At 75.0% G+C, this 16,726-nt stretch carries 14 protein-coding genes and 1 pseudogene; 2 read left to right on the forward strand and 13 right to left on the reverse strand.

Annotated features, from left to right (window positions below):
* Positions 1-106: 106 nt before the first annotated feature.
* From JQN84_RS30455 to JQN84_RS30505, 11 genes are all read right to left on the reverse strand, one after another.
* A complete protein-coding gene (locus JQN84_RS30455; protein ID WP_204962033.1) occupies positions 107-2,506 on the reverse strand; it encodes a hypothetical protein in 2,400 nt (799 codons plus the stop codon).
* On the reverse strand, positions 2,506-3,681 hold the full coding sequence (locus JQN84_RS30460) for a glycosyltransferase family 4 protein (RefSeq protein ID WP_204962034.1): 1,176 nt from the start codon (positions 3,679-3,681) through the stop codon (positions 2,506-2,508). Before JQN84_RS30460 ends, JQN84_RS30455 begins: the two co-directional genes overlap by 1 nt.
* A complete protein-coding gene (murJ, locus tag JQN84_RS30465; protein WP_204962035.1) occupies positions 3,678-5,348 on the reverse strand; it encodes a murein biosynthesis integral membrane protein MurJ in 1,671 nt (556 codons plus the stop codon). The genes JQN84_RS30460 and murJ overlap by 4 nt, the downstream gene beginning before the upstream one ends.
* 1 nt (position 5,349) lies before the next feature.
* Positions 5,350-6,216: a hypothetical protein gene (locus JQN84_RS30470; RefSeq protein WP_204962036.1), complete on the reverse strand. Its 867-nt coding sequence runs from the start codon at positions 6,214-6,216 to the stop codon at positions 5,350-5,352.
* Positions 6,217-6,274: 58 nt separating this feature from the next.
* A complete protein-coding gene (locus tag JQN84_RS30475) occupies positions 6,275-7,210 on the reverse strand; it encodes a copper transporter (protein WP_204962037.1) in 936 nt (311 codons plus the stop codon).
* 27 nt (positions 7,211-7,237) lie between these two features.
* On the reverse strand, positions 7,238-8,416 hold the full coding sequence (gene steA / locus JQN84_RS30480; protein ID WP_204962038.1) for a putative cytokinetic ring protein SteA: 1,179 nt from the start codon (positions 8,414-8,416) through the stop codon (positions 7,238-7,240).
* Positions 8,417-8,535: 119 nt separating this feature from the next.
* Positions 8,536-10,293 (reverse strand): DNA repair protein RecN, encoded by a 1,758-nt coding sequence (recN, locus tag JQN84_RS30485; protein ID WP_204962039.1) that lies wholly within the window; start codon positions 10,291-10,293, stop codon positions 8,536-8,538.
* Between the two features lie 137 nt (positions 10,294-10,430).
* Complete coding sequence (locus JQN84_RS30490) at positions 10,431-11,315, reverse strand: NAD kinase (protein WP_204962040.1); 885 nt, start codon at positions 11,313-11,315, stop codon at positions 10,431-10,433.
* A gap of 109 nt (positions 11,316-11,424) precedes the next feature.
* Positions 11,425-12,270 carry a TlyA family RNA methyltransferase gene (locus tag JQN84_RS30495; RefSeq protein WP_204962041.1) on the reverse strand — a complete coding sequence of 282 codons (846 nt, stop codon included), beginning with the start codon at positions 12,268-12,270 and terminating at the stop codon, positions 11,425-11,427.
* A gap of 18 nt (positions 12,271-12,288) precedes the next feature.
* Positions 12,289-12,480, reverse strand: coding sequence for a hypothetical protein (locus tag JQN84_RS32470; protein WP_204962048.1), 192 nt, complete (start codon positions 12,478-12,480; stop codon positions 12,289-12,291).
* Positions 12,481-12,655: 175 nt separating this feature from the next.
* Positions 12,656-13,339 carry a phasin family protein gene (locus JQN84_RS30505; RefSeq protein WP_239486498.1) on the reverse strand — a complete coding sequence of 228 codons (684 nt, stop codon included), beginning with the start codon at positions 13,337-13,339 and terminating at the stop codon, positions 12,656-12,658.
* Positions 13,340-13,451: 112 nt separating this feature from the next.
* On the opposite strand from JQN84_RS30505, the gene JQN84_RS30510 reads away from it, so the two are divergent.
* The gene (locus tag JQN84_RS30510) at positions 13,452-13,787 is read left to right on the forward strand and encodes an SCP2 sterol-binding domain-containing protein (protein WP_204962042.1); all 336 of its coding nucleotides are present in this window, start codon (positions 13,452-13,454) and stop codon (positions 13,785-13,787) included.
* Between the two features lie 87 nt (positions 13,788-13,874).
* Here JQN84_RS30510 and JQN84_RS30515 read toward each other — a convergent pair whose 3' ends face one another.
* Together JQN84_RS30515 and JQN84_RS30520 are read right to left on the reverse strand one after the other, a co-directional pair.
* Entirely contained in the window at positions 13,875-14,894 is a 1,020-nt protein-coding gene (locus JQN84_RS30515; RefSeq protein ID WP_204962043.1) for an HAD-IIA family hydrolase, read from the reverse strand.
* Complete coding sequence (locus tag JQN84_RS30520) at positions 14,891-15,892, reverse strand: Replicase polyprotein 1ab (protein ID WP_281898785.1); 1,002 nt, start codon at positions 15,890-15,892, stop codon at positions 14,891-14,893. Before JQN84_RS30520 ends, JQN84_RS30515 begins: the two co-directional genes overlap by 4 nt.
* Before the next feature lie 105 nt (positions 15,893-15,997).
* Here JQN84_RS30520 and JQN84_RS30525 point away from each other — a divergent pair.
* Positions 15,998-16,726 (forward strand): annotated as a pseudogene (locus tag JQN84_RS30525) (hypothetical protein); the annotation flags it as partial.

Here is a 16,726-nt window from a genome sequence, read left to right on the forward strand (position 1 = left end):
CGTAGCGGTCGTGCGAACCGCCGTGCCGATCAAGTGATCACGCGATCCACGGGATTCCACGGTAACACCTCCCCCGGGGCCACCCGGCGTCGCACCCGACCTCGGGCTATCCGGTCCCGACGCCGGGCCGGCCGGCCGTCGCCCCGGTCCCGGTCGACACCTCCGGCGCGGCGGTCCGCGCCACCGGCACCCGGGTCGCGCTACGGCCTGCCGGCCGGGTCCCGGCGGCCGGGCCGCCGTCGCCGTCGTCGTCGCCCGAACCGGTCGTCCCGCCGCCGTCGGGCACCGCCGTGGTGCCGGTGCCGTCGCCGGGGCGGGCCGCCCCACCGTCGTCGTCGGGTCGGCCGCCGGTCGGGGCACCGCCGGACGGGCCACCACCGGGGCCGTCCGGACGCGGTTGGCCGGTGCCCGGCTGGGTCCGGTCGGTGGAGTGGTCCAGCACCCGCAGCGAGGCCAACGCCGCCATCGGCACCACCAGCGCCCCGGCCGCCCCGGCCACGTCCAGCGCGGAACCGCCGAGCAGACCGGCGATCACCGAGGCCAGCGCCGTGCCGGCCAACGCCGCCCGGATCGCCGGGTAGATGCCGAACAGCCGCATCAGCCCACCCCAGGGTTGCAGCAGCGCGAACCACACCAGCAGCACCCCGACGACCGCCAGCACCGTCAACGGGCTGTTCACCAGGGTCTGGAAGTTCGCCGTGCTGGCCCGGTGCACGGTCAACCCGCCGGTGCCCTCGCCCAGGGCGGTCAGGAACCGGCCCAGCGCCCCCCGCTCCTCCACCGGCCGACGCAGGTCCACCACCGCGAACCCGATGGTCAACGCCAACCCGGCCATGGTCGCCCAGACCAGCCGGCTGACCGTCAACCAGCCGCCGGTGCTGATCGCGGCGGCCACCGCCACCCCGGCGGTCAACGCGATCGCACCGATCGAGTCGGCCCCCAGGTAGGGGCTGCCGACCACCACCACGGCCAGCCCACCCACCGCCACCACCACCATCGGCCGCCACTGCCGGCGGACCCGCTGCGCCAGCCACCCGGCGCTGAGCAGCGAACCGGCGAGGAACACCCCCAGGCCCACCGTGCCGAGGCCGGAGAACCGGCCCCCCTCCAGAGCCGAGTAACCGACCACCCCGTTGAGCTGCAACCGGGCACCGCTGAGCACGTCCGCGCCGACCACCAGGGTGGCCAGGCCGGCGACCGCGCCGAGCGGGCCGAGGGTGCGGTCGTGGCCGGGGGTGAACCGGACCAGGGCCGTCGCACCGACGATCAACGCGACGGTCACCACGGCGAAGTAGACGCCGGCATGCCCACCCCGCCACCACGGCACCGCATCGGCGAGCAGGGCCGCGGGCACCGCCAGCGCGACGGCGATCAGCAGCAGCTCCACGGTCGCCACGATCCGCGGCGACACCGGCGGCGGACTGTGCGGGCCGGCCAGCCGCCGGGCCCGGCGCAGCAGCGGCAGCACCGCGACGGCGAGAACGATCTGGGCGGCGGCGAGCAGCCCGAAGAACCAGCCGGCCACGGCCCGCTGGGCGGCGGCCTCCCGGTCGGCGTCGGCCGGCGCGGCGATGGCACCGGCCAGGTCGTCCGGGCGACCGTCGACCTTCACCGCCGGCCGGCCCAGGAAGAGCCGTTCGGGCATCGGCCGGCCCAGCGCCGTCAACGCCGTGGGCGCGAGGTCGACCAGTTGCAGGTAACCCTCCCGGCCGGTGCTGGCGGAGGTGAGCCAACCGTGCTCCCACCCCGGGCCGTCGGCGACGACCACGTGCAGCCGGGCCGGCGCCTCCGTGTCGGACACCCCGGCGACCAGCACCAGGGACCGCGGCGGCCGGGCCGCCAGCACCTTCGCCAACGCCTCGTCGGCCCGTCGGGCGTCGGCCCGTCGGTCGGCCGGGTCGGTGCCGCTGACCGTGCCCAGGTCGACGATGCTCAGCACGCACGAGCCGAGCAGCCCGGACGGGTCGGCCGGCAACGCCGGGGCGTACCTGTCGACCCGGCCGAAGGGGCGGGCGGCGGCGACGGCGGCACCGGGGCCGACCGCCACCGAGCAGCGCACCGACTCCGACAACGAACCGGGCACCGTGCCCCAGGGCTGCCGGTCGGCGTTGTAGGCGACCACCCGTTCCTGGTCGGGCAGGTTGGCGCCGATCCCGTCGGGTTGCTCCACCGTCACCGCCGCCGGTGGGCACCCGCCCGGCTGACGGCTGCCGTTCCAGCCGGCGTAGCTGCCCGCGCCGAGGGTGAGCCAGCCGTCCACCGGGCAGGTCGGGCGGTGCGCGGAGCGGGTCGACAGCGACCCGATGGAACCCTGCTGCGCCATCCGCCACAGCGTCGGGGTGCTCTGCGGGTCGACGTCGGACCAGCGCAGCCCCGCCACCCCGGCCAGCACCACGTAGTCGGCGGTGCGCCGGGGTGGGCTGCTGTCGGGGCGGGCGGCCAGGGCGGTGACCCCGAGCGCCACCACGACCAGGGTGAGCAGGACCGGGGTGAATCGGCGCAGCATCAGGCGCGTCCCGTCGAGGGGGTGTCGGTGCCGGGGGCGGACGCCCCGGCGCGGCCGGCCGGGTCGGCGTCCAGCTCCGTGTAGAGGGCCCGCAGCGCGGCGACCGTGTCGGCCTCGGTGGGCCAGCTGGCCGCCCGGGTGGCACCCCGCTTCGCCAGGTCGGCGCGCAGGCTCGGGTCGTCCAGCAGCGACCGGACGGCCGCGTCGACCGCGTCGACGTCGCCGGGCGGGACCAGCGACGCGCCGTCGCCGACCAGTTCGGGCAGCCCACCGACGGCGGTCGCCACCAGCGGTACGCCGGCCCGCAGCGCCTCCTGGGCGAACAGTTGCCGGGCCTCCCAGTCGCTGGTCACCACCGCCAGGTCGGCCCCGGCGAGCAGGTCCGCCACGTCGGTACGGTGCCCGAGCAGCGTCACCGGGGCACGCTCGGCGGAGATCCGGGCGGCCAACGGCAGGTAGGCGGGGCCACTGCCGGCGATCACCACCACCGGCGGCGGGGTGCGGGTACGCCACCGGGCGGCGGCGTCGACGAGCACGTCGTAGCGTTTCTGCGGGTGCAGCCGGCCGACGGAGAGCACCAGCGGCTGCCCGGCGGCGACACCGAACTCGGCGCGTACGGCGGCGCGACGCCGACGCGGGGCGGGCAGGGCCGGGGCGGCGACCGGGGCGAGCCGGGCGTCGGTGGCGCCCAGCGCGGCGGCCCGCTGCACCAGGTCGGTGGAGGCACCCAGGGCGACCCGGGCGGAGCGGGCGACGATCCGTTCGGCGAGCCGGGACAGCCGCCCGCGCAGCCCGCCGGCGAGCACCGCGTTGTGCCAGGTGACCACGAGCGGCGCTGCGGGCCGGGCGAGCGCGGCGACCAGCCCGGCACGCAGCCCGTGGGCGTGCACCACCCGCACGGGCTCACCGGCCAGCGCCCGGCGCAGCGCGGTGACCGCCCGCGCGTCGGCGGGTGTCGGGTTGGCCGAGATCTCCACCGGGGTGAAGCGGGCCCCGGTGGCGGTGAAGTCGAACTGTTCGGCGGTGGCGGCCGGACCGCAGACCAGCACCGGCTGGCCGGCCTCGACGAGCCCGCGCGCCACCGACCGGACGTGCTGGCCCACCCCGCCGGTGCTGGAGGCGAGCAGCAGCACCACCGTGCCCCGGGTGTCAGGGGCGGACGTCGCGTCGGTCATGGGGAGAGGGTCTCCTTCCCGTCACCGGCGTCGCGCGCAACGCCGTCCTGCGGGTCACCCGCCGGTCGCCGGCCGCCCAGCCGACGCCGTACGCCGGTGAGCAGCGGCCCGACGTCCCGCCGGTCCACCAGCCAGGCGACGGCGAGGAACAGCGCGCCGACCACGGCCCCGGACAGCATGCCCTGCACGAGTGCCCCGGCTGTCGTCGGGGTGCCGCCGCCAGCGGCTAGCCGGGCGGTGATCCCTCCGGCCGGGGCGGCGACCAGCGCCGCCAACAGGCCGGCGGTGGCGGCCCGGCCGGCCCCGGCCAGCGCCGCCGGCCCGGCGCTGCGGCGTACCGCGACGACCAGCAGCGCCCCGAGCAGCAGCATGCCGACGGAGTTGGCGAGGGTGACGGCGAGCACCCGGTCGGCGCGCGGCAGCAGCGCGGCGAGCGGCAGCGCGACCAGCGGCACCACCAGCCAGCCGGTGGTGATGGCGGCGGTGGCGGCCCGGGTGGCACCCCGGGCGTAGAGGGCCCGCGAGAGCACCGCGAACAGCCCGTAGCCGACCAGGCCGGGGGCGAACCCGGCGATCGCGGCGGCGGTCGGCTCCGCGCCGAGCGGGAAGAACCGGCCGACCGGTTCGGCGGTGCCGATCAGCGCCGCCGCGCCGAGGAAGCCGAACAGCAGCACCCCCCGGGTGGTCGAGGCGACGGTGGCGCGGTAGCCGTCGTCGTCGCCGGTCGCGGCGGCGGCCGACAGACCCGGGTACGCGGCGACCGCCAGCGGCACCGCGAGCACCGCCCAGGGCAGCAGGTAGACGGTCTGGGCGAGGTTGTACACCTGCGGGGAGCCGGTCGGGCCGCCGGAGACCCGGTTGAGGATGACCACCAGGGCGAGTTGCTGGGCGGTGACGGTGACCGCCCCGGCGACGGCGAGCCCACCGACGCGGGCCCGCGCGTCGGCGGGGAACGTGTAGCCGGGCCGCCAGGTCAGCCCGAGGCGGCGCAGCGGGACCAGCAGCGACAGCGACAGCACCACCACCCCGAGGGTGGTGCCGCCGGAGAGGATCAGCTCACCACCCCGGCTCACCTGCGCGATGCTCGCGTCCCGCCCCTGGGTGACGCCGAAGACGAGGTAGACCACCACGACGGTGAGGCTGGACAGCAGCGGCGCGACGACCGGCCAGGCGAACCGGCGGTGCGCCTGGAGCACCCCGGTGAGCACGACGCCGATGCCGTAGAGCGGCAGTTGCGGGGCGAACACCCGCAGCATCCGCGCCCCGGCGGCCACCTCCGCCGGGGACCGCCCGTCGGAGATCGCCGCCATGACCGGGTCGGCGAAGAGCGCCACCAGCGCCGCCAGCGGCACCAGCAGGGTCACCGTCCAGGTCAGCAACGCCCCGGTGGTCGCGGCCACCGCCCGCCGGTCACCGGCCGCGACCGACCCGGCCAGCAGCGGTACGACCAGACTGGCCAACGCCCCACCGGCCACGATCTCGAAGATGATGTTCGGAACGGTGTTCGCGAGGACGTACATGCCGCCGAGGTCGCTGCGTTCGACGACCCAGGTGAACACGGCGGTCCGGCCGAACCCGGCGAGCCGGGCCAGGACGGTGAGCACGGCGATCAGGGCGGCGGCGCCGGCCACCCGACCGGTGCCGGCGAGGGGGGCCGGTCTGGTCACGTCAGTCGGATCGCCGGCCCAGCGCGTCGAGTTCCCGCAGCACCGGGGTGCGCTGGATGACCGCCGTGAAGCTGACCTTCTCGCTGGCCGCGGTGAGACCCGCGAGGACCGCGAGCAGACCGGCCCGGCCGAGCGGGCCGGTGCGGGCGGCCAGGGCCACCCCGAGCAGCGCGCCGAGTGCGTTGGCCCCGCTGTCGCCGATCATCACCCGCTCACCGAGGTCCTCGTCGAGCAGCCCGGCGGCGGCACCGACCGCACCGGCGGCGATACCGGCGTGCGGGCCGCCGGCCAGCGGCACACCGAGCAGCACCCCCGACTTCAACGCCCGGCCGGGGCGCAGGTCGAGCAGGTTGAGCAGGTTGGCGGTACCGGCGACCACCCCCGCGCCGAGCAGCACGTCGGCGGTACGGCCGAGTGCGCCGTGGCGCTGCCGGCGGGGGTGCGCGGCGACCTTCGGGTCGGCGGCGAGCAGTACGGCCGCGGCGAGCCCGGCCGCACCCACCCCGGCCACCTTGACCATGCCGGCGGTGACCCGACCGGCCCGCAGGGCGGCGAGGTGACCGGCGAAGCCCTTGGCGGCCTTCTGCTCCGGGCGGGCGCCGACCACGTCGTCGTAGAGGCCGACGGCGCCCGCGCCGAGGCCGGCGACGAGCACCGCCGCGCCGGCCGGGACGCTGGCCGCGCCGAGCGCCCCCGCCCCGGACGCCCCGACGGCCAGCGCCGGCCCGGCGGCGAGGCTGACCGTACGGCCCCGGAAGTTGGTCCGCTCCAGCGCCGGCCCCGCCGGGGAGGTACGGGCCTCCCGCAGCGCGTACCGGGCGGCGGCGGCACCGGCGGCGGCGGCGAGCAGCCGCCCGATCCCGCTCATACGGCACCGCCGGACGGTACGGGCGGGTGGTAACCGGTCACCGGGGTACGTGGTTCGTTCACTGGGGCAGTCTAGGCACCAGCGTGGCGTTGTCGCCGACGCCGTACTGACCGGTGCGCTTCTCGGTGAGCTGTTGCACCAGGGCCAGGCTGGTGACCAGCTGCCCCTGCACCGTGTTGGCGTTGTCGACGGTGGAGATGGTCTGGGCGAGCACCGGGTCGCCCCGGACCACGGCCACCAGGTTGCCGCCGGCGGACCCGTTGCCGCCGACGACGATCGCGCCGGTCCGGTCGAACTGCTCGGCGATCTTCACCACCGACTCGTCCTTCTTCGCCGAGTCCTTGTCGACGTACGGCTGCCCGCTGACCACCACCACCGCCTCGGCCGGGCCGGTGACCTTCTCCTCGCTGGTCAGGTAGCCGGCGTTGACGTACGCGGCCAGCACCGCCCGCCGGTCGGCGTCGGTCACCGCGGGGGTGCCCTGCGGCCGGTCGAGCAGGACGCTGGCCAGCAGGGCGCTGGAGGTCTCCACGCCGTTGCCGTTGCCGGGCAGCGCCGAGGCGGGGGCGGTGGGCCGGGCGGCGGTGACGGCCAACTCCATCAGGCTGGTGTTGTTGTCCGGGTTGACGAACTTGTCCTGGATGTCGACCCGGCCGGTCACGGTGGCCCCGGCGGTCTGGAGCATCTTCAGCACGCCCTCGGTGTGCTCCCGCCCGGTGGGCAGGCTGAGCACCATGACCCGCTTGCCGGTCAACTTCCCCGGGAGGATGATCTGCGCCATCTCGGCGGCGAAATCCTCCTCCATGTCCAGTTCCTTCTGGAGGCTGTTGACCGACTGCCGCATCTGCTGGTTGTCCTTGCGCAGCGAGTTGACGGTCTCCTTGAGCGAGTCGGCGACCGGCCCGTTGAGGGCGGCCGTGCCGACCACCAGGCCGATCGCCAACGCCAGGAAGACCGCGGTCAGGGACACCACGTGGTACCGGAAGTTGATCACGCTTGCAGCCTCTTGATCGGTCGGGAGCTAGAAGAGCTGGCCGAGCTGGAACACGAAATTGTCCCACCACTCGGAGACCACACCCAAATACGCCTTGCCGACGGTGGAGACCGCCACGGCCGACGCCATCGCGGCGATCGCCGACAGGACCAGCAGCAGCAGCGACGACCCGGAGATGCTCTGCCGGTAGAGCCGGCTCACCCCCTTGGCGTCGACCAGCTTCCCGCCGACCTTCAACCGGGTGAGGAACGTCGAGGCCATCCCCCCGCGCCCCTTGTCCAGGAACTCCACGAGCGTGGCGTGGGTGCCGACCGCGACCAGCAGCGAGGCGCCCTTCTCGTCGGCCAGCAGCATCGCCAGGTCCTCGCTGGTGGCGGCGGCCGGGAAGGTGATCGCCGGCACGCCGAGGCCGTTGACCCGGGCCAGACCCGGCGCCCGGCCGTCCGGGTAGGCGTGCACGATCACCTCGGCGCCGCAGCGCAGCACGTCGTCGGTGACCGAATCCATGTCCCCGATGATCATGTCGGGGGTGTACCCCGCCTCGACCAGGGCGTCCGCCCCGCCGTCCACGCCGATCAGCACCGGCTTGAACTCCCTGATGTACGGGCGCAGCACGTCCAGGTCGGCCTTGTAGTCGTAACCCCGGACCACGATCAGGCAGTGCCGCCCCTGCACCGGCGTCTCGATGTCCGGCACACCCACCCCGTCGAGCAGCAGGTCCCGCTCCTGGCGCAGGTAGTCCATCGTGTTGGCGGCGAACGCCTCCAACTGCACCGACAGGCCCTCCCGGGCATCGGACATCGCCTTGGCGACCGTCTCGGCATCCTGGAGGTCACCATGCGCGACCGGCTCGTCGCCCAGGAAGACTGTGTTGCCCTCGATCCGGACGGTGTCACCCTCCCGGATCCGCTCGAACACCCCCTCACCGAGGTCGTCCAGCAGCAGGATGCCGGCACCGATCAACACCTCCGGCCCCAGGTTGGGATACCTTCCCGACACCGACGGCTTGGCGTTGAGCACCGCCGCGACACCGACCGCGACCAGCGAATCGGCCGCCACCCGGTCCAGGTCGACATGGTCGATCACCGCGATGTCGCCGGGGCGGAGCCGGCCGACCAGCCGCTTGGTACGGCGATCCAGACGTGCGGTGCCGAGAACTGAGTCCGGTTCCGCGTTCCGGGCCCGGCGCAACGTGGGTAGACGCATCGTGACCATCCTGGCATGGGAGGCAGGCATTTCCGTCGCGACATGCCTGAGCAGGGCCGCCTACCCAGGGAAGCACACCAGAGCGCAGGCTGGTGTGCCTCCGCTCACAATCGTTGCCCTCAGGGCCGCCTTTCCTTCGCCGCAACGGCCAGCAGCTCCTCGGCATGCGCGATACCCAGATCCGAATCCGGCAAACCCGCGAGCATCCGGGCCAGCTCCCGGGCCCGCTCGGTGTCCTCCACCACCCGCACCCCACTGGTCGTCACCGCGCCCCCGGTGTCCTTCGCCACCACCAGGTGCCGGTCGGCGAACGCCGCAACCTGCGGCAGGTGCGTCACCACCAGCACCTGGTGACTGCGCGCCAACCGGGCCAACCGCCTACCGATCTCCACCGCCGCCTGCCCACCCACACCCGCATCGACCTCGTCGAACACCAGCGTCGGCGGCCCCCCCGAACCGGCGAACACCACCTCGATGGCGAGCATCACCCGGGACAACTCACCCCCGGAGGCACCCCGCTGCAACGGCAACGACGGCGCACCCGGATGCGCCAGCAACCGCAACTCCACCTCGTCGGCACCGTCCGGACCGACCCCGCACTCCACCCCGTTGACCGCGAGGGTGGGCTCGGACCGGCCGGCCGGCCGGGGCAGCACCGCCACCTCGATCCGGGCGTGCGGCATGGCCAGCCCCGCCAGCTCCACCGTGACCTGCTCGGCGAACCGCACCGCCGCCTCCTGCCGGGACGCCGACAACCTCCCGGCCAGCTCGGCCACCTCACCGGCCAGGCGCTGCGCCTCCCGGTCCAGCTCGTCGAGCAGCTCGTCGGAGGTGTCCAGGTCGGACAACCGGGTCCGGGCCCGCTGCGCCCACGCGATCACCCCGTCGACGTCGTCGGCGTACTTACGGGTCAACGCCCGCAACGCGGCCCGCCGCTCGTAGATCGTCTGCAACCGGGCCGGGTCGGCGTCCAACGCCGCCAGGTACGCCGACAACTCCGCCGACACGTCCGCCACCAGGGTCGCCGCCTCCTCCAGCCGGCCGGCCAACTCACCCAGCGCCGGATCGGTGCCGGCCTGCGCCTCCAGGGTGCGCCGGGCCGTACCGAGCAACGCCGTCGCATCCGGCGTGTCGTCGGCCGCCTCCACCCCGCCGGCCACACACACGTGCGCCAGCTGCGCCGCCGTCCGCAACCCCTCGGCATGCTCCAGCCGCTGCACCTCGGCCTTCAACTCGTCGTCCTCACCCGGCTGCGGATCGACCCGGGTGATCTCGTCCAGCCCCAGCCGCAGCAGATCGGCCTCCTGGTGCCGGGCCCGGGCGTTGCTGCGCCGGTCGGCCAGATCGTCGACCACCTGCCGCCACCGCCCGTACGCCTCCCGCAACGCGTCGACCAGCTTCTCGTGCCCCGGCCCGGCGAACCGGTCCAGGGCGGCCCGCTGCTCGGCCGGCCGCAGCAGCCGCAGCTGGTCGGACTGGCCGTGCACCGCCACCACCTGCTCGCCGACCTCGCCGAGCATCGACACCGGCATGCTGCGGCCACCCAGGTGCGCCCGGGACCGGCCCTCCACCGTCACCGTCCGGCTCATCAGCAGCGAGCCGTCGTCGTCGGGCCCGCCACCGGCGTCCACGATCCGGGCGTGCACCACGTCGGCTACCCGGCCGTCGAGCCGCAACCGCCCCTCGACCGTCGCCCGCCCCGGCGCGGCCCGCACCCGACCCGCGTCGGCCCGCCCGCCGAACAGCAGGCCGAGACCGGTCACCACCATCGTCTTGCCGGCACCGGTCTCACCGGTGATGACGTTCATCCCGCCGGCCAGCGGCAGGGTGGTGTCCTCGATGACGCCCAGTCCGGTGATCCGCAGCTCTTCCAGCACAGCACCCGACAGTAGACGCGTGCTGCGACAGTTGACCAGCCGGCACGGGGCACCGCACCGGCAGGAAATCCTCCACCGGCACAGCGCCGCTGGTCGACGGCCCCGCAGGTGACCACGGACACCCGCGCCGGCCCCGATCAGCGGCGGCTACCGCGCCAACCCTGCACCGGCAGATCGAACTTCGCCACCAGCCGGTCGGTGAACGGCCGGTCCCGCAACCGCACCACCCGGACCGGCAACGCACCCCGACGCACCGTCACCGTCGCCCCCGGCGGCAGGTCGTAGACCCGACGACCGTCACAACACAGCACCGCCAGCGTGGTGAACGGATCGACCGTGATGACGAACGTGGACGTCGGCGCGGTCACCAGCGGCCGGCTGAACAGCGCGTGCGCGCTGATCGGCACCAGCAGCAACGCCTCCACCTCCGGCCAGACCACCGGCCCCCCACCGGAGAACGCGTACGCCGTCGAACCGGTCGGCGTGGCGCACACCACACCGTCGCAGCCGTACCGGGACAGCGGACGACCGTCCACGTCGACGAGCAACTCCAGCATCTGGGCACGTTCGCCCTTCTCGACGCTGATCTCGTTGAGCGCCCACGACTCGATCGTCGGGCCACCGTCGAACTCGGCGGTGACGTCGAGGGTGAGCCGTTCGTCCACCGTGTAGTTGCGCCCCACCACGTCCCGCACCGCCGTGTCGAGATCGTCGATCTCGGCCTCGGCCAGGAAACCCACCTTGCCCAGGTTGATCCCGAGCAGCGGCACCTTCGCCGGCCGGGCCAGCTCCGCCGCGCGCAGGAACGTGCCGTCCCCGCCGAGCGCGAAGACGATCTCGGCACCCTCGGCCGCCTGGAGACCGTCCACCGGCACCACCCCGGGCAGGTCGAGATCATCGGCCTCCTCGGCCACCACCCGCACCTCGAAACCGGCCGCGATCAGGTCGGCGGCGACCGCCCGCGCGTGCTCGGTGCTCCGCCGCCGCCCGGTGTGCGTCACCAGCAGGGCCGTGCGGCTCACCGGTGCCACCGTCCGCCCCGCACCCGGCCAGCCCCACCCTCGTCGAGGTCCACCGGACCCGCCTCCCGTCCACCCTCGCGGGGCGTCGTACCGACACCACCCACCACGCTCACCCTGCCACCTTCCCCGACACCGGGTCCGGCCCGGGGCCGTTCGGCCCGGCGTCCACCACGGCACGCACCCGACCGGGATCGGCCGGCGGCGCGTCCCGGCGCAACCATACGAAGAACTCCACGTTGCCACTCGGACCGGGCAGCGGACTGGCCGCGACGTCCGCCAACCCGAGCCCGAGCCCGGCCGCGCTCGCCGCCACCGCCAGCACCGCCTCGGCCCGCAGCGCCGGATCACGCACCACCCCACCCGCGCCGACCCGCTCCCTGCCCACCTCGAACTGCGGCTTCACCATCAGCGCCAGGTCACCGTCGCCCCTGGTGCAACCCGCCAGGGCGGGCAGCACCAACCGCAGCGAGATGAACGACAGGTCCGCCACCGTCAGGTCGACCTCCCCACCGATCACCTCCGGGGTGAGCGTCCGCACGTTCGTGCGGTCCATCGCCCGCACCCGACCGTCGGTCCGCAACGACCAGGCGAGCTGCCCGTAGCCGACGTCCACCGCGACCACCTCGGCCGCGTCGGCGCGCAACAGCACGTCGGTGAACCCCCCGGTCGACGCCCCGGCGTCCAGGCACCGCCGGCCCGCCACCCGCAGCCCACCGGGACCGAACGCGGCCAGTGCGCCGGCCAGCTTGTGCCCACCCCGGGAGACGTACTCGTCGGTCGGGTCCGCCCCGGTCACCAGCAGCGGATCGGCCGGGTCGACCATCGCGGCGGCCTTACGCGCGGGCACCCCGCGCAACTGGACCCGACCCGCCTCGATCAACGCGCCGGCCTGCTCCCGGGACCGGGCCAGGCCGCGACGGACGAGTTCGGCGTCGAGCCGGGTACGACGTGCCATGGGGGTGGTTCTCTCCGGTCAGGTCTGGTCGATGGTGGCGAGGGTTTCCCGCAACGTCTGGTACGCCGCCTCGTACTGGGCGATCTGGTCGGCCGGGGACAGGCCCTCGGCGTTGGCCATCGCCCGCACGGCGGCGTCGACGGCAGGATGCCGGGCGTCGTCGACCTCGTCGTCGCGCCCGCCGACCGGCGGCGGACCGGGCCGGCCCAGGTGCGGCGGCGGACCGGGCCGACCGACCGGCGACGGACCGGGTGTCCCGACCCCCGACGGGCCGGGACGGCCGACGGGCGGGCCGGGTGTCCCGGCGGGGAACGGGCCGGGGCGGCCGGCAGGCGGTGGACCGGGGCGGAACGGGGTGGTCACGACCGGCTCCCCGGGGGACGGCTCACCCGGCACCACCGGAGCCGTCGTGGCCGGGGGTCACCTTCCCGGGGCGGGCAGCATCCCCGCCGGGTCCGGTCGACCCGGCTGCCGGCGGGGCCGCGTCCGCCGTCGACCCGGCCCTCTTCGCCACCGCCTTCTTCGCGACGGCCTTCTTCGCCACGGCCTTCGGGGCCGTCGTCGCCACCGTCGTCGGGGTCACCGCCTTCTTCGCTACGGTCTTCTTCGCGACGGTCTTCTTGGCCACCGTCCCGGTCGGCGGTCGGGCGGTACCGGCCGCCGCCGCGTCGGCCTCCGTTGCGGGGGCCGGCCGGGTCGCCGCGCCGCCACTGCGCGGTACGGTCGTGTCGGGTGCGGCGTCACCGGCCGGCAGCCCGCCCGGGGCACCCTTCGCCTCACGGAGCTGCCGTTCCAGGTCGTGCACCCGACGGGTCAGCTCGGCGACCTCGTCGGCCGTCGCCAGCCCCACCGCGCCGAGCGCCCGGTCGACCTCGAACCGGACCAGCTTGGTCAACGCCTCCCGGTTCGCCACGCCGGTGGCGAACAGTTCCTCGGCGAGCGCCTGCAACTGGACGGCGGTCGCACCGCCCGTCCCGGCCAGCCGCCGGGCGGCGTCCTGTGCCCTCTTCCGGGGCGCCTCCGTCAGGCCCAGGGCCAGCTCCAGGTAGGCGCGCCACGCGTCCTGCATGACTCAAGTCCTTCCGCGGGGGCAGTGTGCGGCCCTCACGCTACCGGGCGCCCCGAGGCGTCCCTTGCGGTACGGTGCCGGAAAACGGCGTGGCGGGTACGAAGGAGACGATGTGGCAAGCGTGGACGAGTGCCGACAGGCCCTGCGGGATCTTGCCGACCGGTTGGACCGGCACGCCGAAGCGTCCAGCAAGATCGATCTGGACCGGACCCTGGCCTGCCGGATCACCGATCTGGAGACAGCATTCCACGGCCGGATCGAAGGCGGCCGGCTGGTCGATCTCGCCGACGGCGACGACCCGAAAGCGAAGATCGCCCTGGTCACCTCCAGCGACGACCTCGTCGCCCTGGTGCGCGGCCAGCTCGACGTCACCAAGGCGGTCGCCGCCCGCCGGGTCTCCATCAAGGCCAGCCCGTTCGACCTGCTGAAACTGCGCAAGCTGCTCTGAGCGACGACGCGACGACGACAGGGCCGGCACCGCTGCCCGGTGCCGGCCCTTCCACCGTCAGGTGGCGTGCCGTCAGGTGGCGTGCCGTCAGGTGGCCAGGCCGAACCCGGCCAGCGCCTGCTCCGCCTCCGGCGAGGCCGGGCGGACGTCCGCCCCGGTACCCGCCTCCCACGCGACCGCACACAGCACGGCCAGCGCGTCCAGCGGCCGGCCGGCACCGCTCAGCTCCACCGCACCGTCCACCGCCACCGCCGACCATCCACCGGCCTGCGGGGCACCGGGGACCCGGACCACCGCCGTCGGATCGAAGAGCCCGGCCAGGTCGGCCGCCACGTGGGTCGGCCGCCGCTGCTCGGGGGCACCCAACAGCTCGGGTACGTCGCTGACGCCGGTGAGCACCAGCAGGCTGTCCAGCCCGGCCCGGCGGGCGCCCTCGATGTCGGTGTCCAGCCGGTCACCGACCACCAGTGTCCGGCCGGTGCCGGCACGCCAGGCGGCCGTGGTGAACAGCGCCGGCTCGGGCTTGCCGACGACCACGTCGGGTGCCCGGTCCAGGGCGTGCCGCAGGGCCGCCACCAGCGACCCGTTGCCGGGCAGCGGGCCCCGCCCGCTCGGCAGCGTCCGGTCCGTGTTGGTGGCCACCCAGATCGCCCCGGCCCGGATCGCCACCGACGCCTCGGCCAGGTCCACCCAGCCCACCTGCGGGCCGTACCCCTGCACGACGGCGACCGGCGCGGCGTCGGCGCGGTCGACGGGGGTGAGCCCGACGGCGCTGATCTCGGCGCGCAGCGCCTCGGCACCGACGACGAGCACCGCCGCGCCGGCCGGCAGCCGGTCCCGCAACAGCTCCGCGGAGGCGGCGGCCGAGGTGAGCACCTCCGCCGGATCAGCCGGTACGCCGATGCCGGTGAGCAGCTCGGCGACCTCGCTGGAACGCCGCGAGGCGTTGTTCGTGGCGAACGCCACCGACCGGCCCTCGGCCCGTAGCGCGCCGAGGGCCTCGACCGCGCCGGGGATCGGCCGGTCGATCAGGTAGATCACTCCGTCGAGGTCGAAGACGACCAGGGCGTACCCGTCGATCAGCCGGTCCCCGGCGACTGCGGTCATCGCTGGTCCGCCTCCGCCGCCGGTCCGTCGACCGGCCGCACCCCACCCGTGGCCGTCACGTCCTCGGCACCGGCGGCGTCCTCGGCGGCGTCGGGAGCGTCCCGTCCGGCCTCGGCAGCGTCCGGCCGAGTCAGCTCGGCACCCTCGTCCTCGGCACGGTCGTCGTGGCTGTCGCGAGCCTCGTCGTCGACGTCGTCTTCGTCGTCGAAGTCGTCGTCCTCGTCACGGTCGTCGGCGGTCCGCCGGGCCCCGGCGTCCGGGTCGGCCGGCAGCGTGCCGTCGGCGTCCCCTGCGGCAACGGGCTCCTCGACCGGCTCGTCGTCCTCGTCGTCGCCCTCGATCACCACGCCGTCGAGTTCCAGCAGCCGTTCCGGCGCGTCGGTCTCGCCGTCGGCATCCACATCGGCGGCCCGCGAGAACCACTCCCGAGCCTCCTCACGGCGGTCCACCGCGAGCAGCGCGTCGGCGTACGCGTACCGCAGCCGCGCGGTCCACGGCTCGGCCACGTCGGTGGTCAGCTCCGGCACCTGGAGCATCGCCACCGCCGCGTCCTTCTGCCCCAGGTCACCCCGGGCACCCGCGGCGACGATCAGCAGTTCGACCGCGACGGCCTTGTCGAGCTTGTCGTTGTCGGCCCCCCGGAACAGGTCGATCGCCCGCTCCGGACGCCCCAGCGCCCGCTCGCAGTCGGCCAGCACCGCCAGGTGGCTCTGCAACCCGGTCATCCGGTGGTACGTGCGCAGCTCGGCGATCGCCGTCTGCCACTCCCCCGCGTGGTACGCGGCCAGGCCGACCGCCTCACGTACGGCGGAGATCCGGGCGGCGAGCCGCCGGGCGGCCATCGCGTGGGCCAACGCCTCCGCCGGGTCCTCGTCGATCAGCTGACCGGTGGCGACCAGGTGTCGGGCAACGGTCTCCGCCACCGGCTTGTTCAGCGACAGCAGCTCAGCACGGACCGCCGTGTCGAGGTCACTCGCGGAGATCTCGTCCGGCAGCACCGGCGCGACCGCCCGGCCGTCGGTCTCGTCCCGACGCTCCCGGTCGGGGCCGAACCCGCCCTCCCGGCGGCGGTCGTCCCGCTGGTCGTCCCGGCGCGGCCGGTCGTGGCCGCCGCGCTCGCCACCCCGGAAGCCGCCCTCACGACGGTCACCGCCGCGCGAGTCGTCGCCGCGGAAACCGCCCTCGCGGCGGTCACCGCCACGGAAGCCGCCTTCGCGGGAGTCACCGTCGCGGCGGAAACCACCGGGACGGGAGTCACCGTCACGCGGACCCGACCGGAAACCACCCTCACGACGCTCACCGGAGAAGCCACCCTCGCGACGGTCCCCACCCCGGAAACCACCCTCACGGGAGTCACCGCCACGGAAACCACCCTCACGACGATCGCCACCACGGAAACCACCCTCACGGGAGTCGCCCCCACGGAAACCGCCCTCACGACGGTCACCGCCGAAGCCACCGGGCCGACGGTCGCCGCCACGGAAACCACCCTCGCGGGAGTCACCGCCACGGAAGCCGCCTTCGCGGGAGTCACCGTCGCGGCGGAAACCACCGGGACGGGAGTCACCGTCACGCGGACCCGACCGGAAACCACCCTCACGACGCTCACCGGAGAAGCCACCCTCGCGACGGTCCCCACCTCGGAAACCACCCTCGCGGGAGTCACCGCCGCGGAAACCACCCTCACGGCGGTCACCGCCACGGAAGCCGCCTTCGCGGGAGTCACCGTCGCGGCGGAAACCACCGGGACGGGAGTCACCGTCACGCGGACCCGACCGGAAACCACCCTCACGACGCTCACCGGAGAAGCCACCCTCGCGACGGTCCCCACC

The sequence above is a fragment of the Micromonospora humidisoli genome, assembly GCF_016900955.1.
In the GTDB taxonomy this organism is placed as follows: domain Bacteria; phylum Actinomycetota; class Actinomycetes; order Mycobacteriales; family Micromonosporaceae; genus Micromonospora; species Micromonospora wenchangensis.